This window comes from Phormidium sp. FACHB-1136 (genome assembly GCF_014697375.1).
Lineage (GTDB): Bacteria > Cyanobacteriota > Cyanobacteriia > Phormidesmidales > Phormidesmidaceae > Nodosilinea.
On record NZ_JACJRS010000188.1, the window covers coordinates 1 to 4,668 of the forward strand.

6 protein-coding genes and 1 pseudogene are annotated in these 4,668 nt (G+C 57.4%); 6 read left to right on the forward strand and 1 reads right to left on the reverse strand.

Annotated features, from left to right (window positions below; translation table 11 throughout):
* Positions 1-120: 120 nt before the first annotated feature.
* Positions 121-330 (reverse strand): annotated as a pseudogene (locus H6G62_RS26060) (transposase); the annotation flags it as partial.
* A gap of 3 nt (positions 331-333) precedes the next feature.
* On the opposite strand from H6G62_RS26060, the gene H6G62_RS26065 reads away from it, so the two are divergent.
* The 6 genes from H6G62_RS26065 (at position 334) to H6G62_RS26090 (ending at position 4,622) form a co-directional block, all read left to right on the forward strand.
* Positions 334-603, forward strand: a complete 270-nt coding sequence (locus H6G62_RS26065) for a hypothetical protein (RefSeq protein ID WP_190500622.1) — start codon at positions 334-336, stop codon at positions 601-603.
* A gap of 2 nt (positions 604-605) precedes the next feature.
* Positions 606-1,457, forward strand: a complete 852-nt coding sequence (locus H6G62_RS26070; RefSeq protein WP_190500624.1) for a hypothetical protein — start codon at positions 606-608, stop codon at positions 1,455-1,457.
* Positions 1,445-2,200: a hypothetical protein gene (locus H6G62_RS26075; RefSeq protein WP_190500626.1), complete on the forward strand. Its 756-nt coding sequence runs from the start codon at positions 1,445-1,447 to the stop codon at positions 2,198-2,200. The genes H6G62_RS26070 and H6G62_RS26075 overlap by 13 nt, the downstream gene beginning before the upstream one ends.
* Positions 2,197-2,868, forward strand: a complete 672-nt coding sequence (locus H6G62_RS26080; protein WP_190500628.1) for a Mov34/MPN/PAD-1 family protein — start codon at positions 2,197-2,199, stop codon at positions 2,866-2,868. The genes H6G62_RS26075 and H6G62_RS26080 overlap by 4 nt, the downstream gene beginning before the upstream one ends.
* Positions 2,849-3,691, forward strand: coding sequence for a ThiF family adenylyltransferase (locus tag H6G62_RS26085; protein ID WP_190500629.1), 843 nt, complete (start codon positions 2,849-2,851; stop codon positions 3,689-3,691). Before H6G62_RS26080 ends, H6G62_RS26085 begins: the two co-directional genes overlap by 20 nt.
* A gap of 112 nt (positions 3,692-3,803) precedes the next feature.
* A complete protein-coding gene (locus tag H6G62_RS26090) occupies positions 3,804-4,622 on the forward strand; it encodes a hypothetical protein (RefSeq protein WP_190500631.1) in 819 nt (272 codons plus the stop codon).
* The last annotated feature ends 46 nt before the right edge of the window (positions 4,623-4,668 follow it).

Consider the following 4,668-nt stretch of genomic DNA (forward strand, 5'->3'; position numbering starts at 1 on the left):
GAAAGGCGTCCAAATCCGAAATCTTGGGCTGGGGACCGCGCACCACATCCCGAACGGGCTCCACCGAACCCGTCTGTTCCCGACGGCGGAGCCACAGGTCTAACGTAAGCTGATATGCATTTAAATTGCATTGATTGTGTTTCCTTTATTTTTGATCTTGCGATCCCAGTTGATGACAAGCTGCCCTTCGTTCAATAGGTTATGAACAAGCGCTTCTAAATCCTCAATCGACTCAAATAGACGATTGGCAATGAATTCCTTTGCAGAGTGCCAAACTAACTCGATTAAATTATAGTCCGGACTGTAGGGTGGCAGAAATTCTAAAACAATCTGATGGCCCGCAAAGGCACGAAGGGCCATTCGCCGCCCGTCCTTGACCTGATCCAATCGGCTCTGCCCCATATCGACCCAGCGGTGGCGGTGTGTAATGCCCTGCAAACCCATGAGTTTCGAGTCGGCCTTGATGCTGAGCAAGCCGACCGCATCACTCAACGCATTGAACAGGCTTTGGCAGACAGTGACCACCAGGCCAAGGCCCGAAAGGCAACGCTGGACGCCTTGTCCAAAGCCCAACCCCAGTCCGTGGTTGTGAGGGGATTTTAGCCATGATTGCCGACCTCGATGAGGCTAAGTTTCGCCTCCAGACTTTGACCCAGGCTAAACCTTGCCTGTGCGTGGGTGACGCCAAGGACTACTTGCACACCCAGCACTATCACTATGCCCTGCTGGATCTGTACCAGTGGACGCTACCGGATTCCTTTTGTCAGCATTCCCACCCTGACCGTTACCGCCCTGCGCTCGAAGGCGAAAACCTCAGCCATAGCCTGCTGGAAGTGGGGTTTTTGAAGCACCTCGAAACCTTGCTGCCAGCGATGCCGTGGAACGAGGATGGGGAGGTTGGAGAGTTAAGCGAACAAGGCTTGTTCAGGGACGGTCTACCGCTCATGGATCTGGGCCTGAATCTCCACGCTGACGGTGTGCTTGAGCACCTTGAACCCTGGTTTCTCGTGCTGGCGGCGCTTAGCGAACCAGGCCAGTTCATCCTGTCTCAGAGCCCAGAGGACTTAGAAGACCTGCTCCAAGCACAGGATCTCTGGCCTGTGATGCAGCGAGCCTTGGCCAGTCCGATAGCAACCTTACCCGCCCAACGTAATGCGGTGCGGCGTCGCTTTAATCAAGAACCTGCGCCGCTACGGTTTGTGCCGATGGCCGTCAACCTAATCGACAAACAGACGGGCAACGTGTGGCTGGATGCGGAATCGGACTACGAACAGTTTCCATCGGGGTCTTCGTTGCATATGCCCTGGAGCCGCGCCGCGCTGACCATCGTGCGACGGCACGGCCAGCAGGTCAATGACTACTACCAAAAACTGAATGACCTGAACCAGTGGATTGAAGCCGACCCTCCAACCAACCTTGACCACATTCTCACGATCTGGAACGCATGTTTGACCTAACGCCTGACCAGCGCGACGCCCTGCACGCCGCCATTCTCAGTCAAAATCCTGCCATCGGGCCAGACGGAACCCTGAACTGGGAGCAGCTCGACGGTGCGATTCTTATCAGCCATGACCATTACCTGTACCAACACAAGGTCAGCCGCAGCCCCCTCCGGTTGGGCTACAAGTATCTCAGTCCTCAGACCTTAGCCCGTGCCTTCCATCTCGACACCCTCGACAGCGGTTGGATGACTGGCCACATCCTCCGCACCGGGAGCACCAGCGCCGGAGACTGGGCGGTGCTGTGGATACCCCGACAAAAGCACTGCCTGACGATAGCCGGTGCAGGCCCAGACGGTACCGACCTGACCCTGACCGTGCCCCTACCTGCCCTGGTCTGGGTGGGTAGGAATCAAGACTATTGGCTGTGGGCGGTGTCCAAACCCCAGTTTGACCCTAAAGCCCAAGCCCTGAAGCCCCCCTTGCCCAACGTCTATGGCCACAACGGCAAGATTTGCTGGGGTGCCAACCTACCCCCTGTCGCCACGGCCCAAACCCTGCCCCAAGCGTGGCACACCTTCATCACCAGTCCGTTTTCGGGCCATGAAGTCCATGGCAAGTCTGGCCAGTATCCCAGCAACGTCATCCGCCAACTCAAGGCCGTCGCCGGACGCCGAACCTCCCCCATCAACGATCTCCAGCCCCTCCGTTCCTACCCCAACACGATTGATAGCCTCTTCACCCAAGCCCTAGACCTATGAACCCACTCATTCAGCACCAGTTCTACGTTGACCCTGACCAACTGACCCAACCCCCGACAGCCGCCCTAACGTATTGGGTGGCCCAGAACGGAGTCTTTGTGCGGGGCCAGCGCCCAGAACTCGACGCCCTGCTGCCCGTCTCGCGCCATGAAGATAGGGTTTTGGGACTCGGTATTCTCCAGCCTTTTGTGACCCTCACCCAACTCGATGCGACGTGGCTGGAACTGGTTGTGGGCATCGCCAAAGCGAATCTGCCCAACGAAGTCCTGTTCCACTGGACGCAGACACCAGAAGGGAACTGGGAACTGGCCATCCCAGAGCAAACCCAGAGCGTGACCCACTGCCAACCGACGGAGACGGGCTACGACTCCTCATCCCACCGTGCCGTCATCGAAATCCATAGCCATGGCCGCAGTCCTGCGTACTTCTCTGCGACGGACGATGCAGACGAAACGGGCGGATTTCGGATCTATGGCGTCCTGGGCAAGCTGCACCAAGCCCAACCGGAACTGCTGCTGCGGGTCGGTCTGTTCGGGCATTTCTGGATCATCCCAGCCTCTGCGGTCTTTGCTCCGTTCGAGTCGGGATGCCCCCTCATCGACATTGCGCCCTCCACCCTGCCCTATTACCGAGCGAAGGAACCGAATCATGTCCACGCTGCCCTTTAACCTGGATGCCATCAACGCCAAACCCGTTGTGCTGGCCCCAGCCCAAACCATCGAACTCTGGATCATTGGCTGTGGGGGCACCGGGTCGTTTCTGGTGCAGCTCTTGTGTCGAATCGCCCTAGCCCTCACCGCCCAGGGCCGAACCACCCGACTCGTCCTGGTTGACCCAGACCAGGTTGAAGCCAAGAACGTCACTCGACAATGCTTCTGTGAGGCTGAGGTTGGCCTCAACAAAGCTCAGACCTTGGCCCTTCGCTACAGTGCTGCCTTCGGAGTGGCCATCGAAGCCATTGCCGAACCCTTTAGACCGTCCATGCTCTGGGATAGTCGGTACGAGACGCTGCAAATCCTGTGTGGCTGTGTCGATAATGCCGCCGCTCGACAGAGTATTGCTGAGGCCATTGAAGCTCCTCGGTACCACAGTCTCGCCTCGCCCTGGTGGATTGATGGCGGCAATAGTCAGCACCACGGTCAGGTGTTGGTCGGGAACCGTAAGTCAACCGACCCCAAGGATTATGCGATAGACACGGTCTGTCGTGCCCTACCCATCCCCAGCGTCCAGGCTCCCGACCTGCTGGTGCCCCGGCCAGAGGAGCAAGGCCCATCGGGACTCTCCTGTGCCGAGATGGCTATGGCCCAAGCTCAAAGTTTGCTGGTGAACCCCCAGGTCGCGACGCTCATGGGTCGGTACGTGGTCGATTTGCTGAACAACACCCTCACCCAATTCGCCACCCACTTCGACCAACAGACCGGAACCATGATTTCTCAGTACACCACGACCACCAGCATTGCAGCGGCCTTGTCCCGCTCTGCCCAGCCCTAAGTTCAGACCTCAGACAGACGTTACCCCAAATGGCGAGCCGCTAGAACGGACATAGCGTTCAGACCCTAGCGGCTCGCACCCGATTGTTGTCCTGGCCTATCCCGCAAGACCCATGTACAAAACGAAGATTTCAGCCGACGGACGCACCCTGCGGATTCCCGTCGTCCTCTCGGTTCCGGTGTCCGGTGAACAGCGCCAACTTAAGCGGAGTGAACCCGCCGCTGGTGCAATAGAAGGGGAAACCTGTGACTACCAAACCGTCGAGAATGCACCGATCTCCGCCCTGTTCTCCCAACGTCAACTCAAGTCCTTGATGGTGGTCAAGATCGACCCCCAGGCCAACGATGACGACAAAGGCCCTCACCTGCTAGCGGACATTGCCCAAGCCAACGACACCCGTACCCATCTCTTTAGCTCTGGCAAGACCCACTACTTTGGCAGTCCCCAACTGAAGCAGACCATCGCCGCCTTCTTTCGCTCCGAACCCGATGCCGCTGTTCGCTATGGGTCACTGTTCACCTCCAACTGCTATGAAGGACTCGAAACGATTGGGCCACAGAACCCTGTCAGTCCCAATGATGTCAGCGCCATCCACCTCAAGGTGGTGAACTACAAGGTAGCTGAAGACCAAAGGTTCAACACCGATGATTGTTTTGGATTTTGTAATTCGGCCCTAGCAGAGAAGCTAGGTGCCCCCAAAGACCGACCCTTTCAGTTTCGCTTGATGTGGAACGAGCGCTGGGCCGACCCCAACTCGGATCAGCCCTTCTTGCCGAGCTTTTTGAGCAAAGGGGTGCTGGCGGTGGATGATGAGTTGGCCCCAGACCCCAACCAAATCATCCTCGACCAGACCTCCATCAAAGGCATTCAGAGCTATGCTCATTTCTGGTGTATGGAGGGGAAAGAAGGAAGGGCGTATTCTGCTGGATGAAGTAAACCACCAGATCAGGAATACACCATGAATGACGACCATCTTA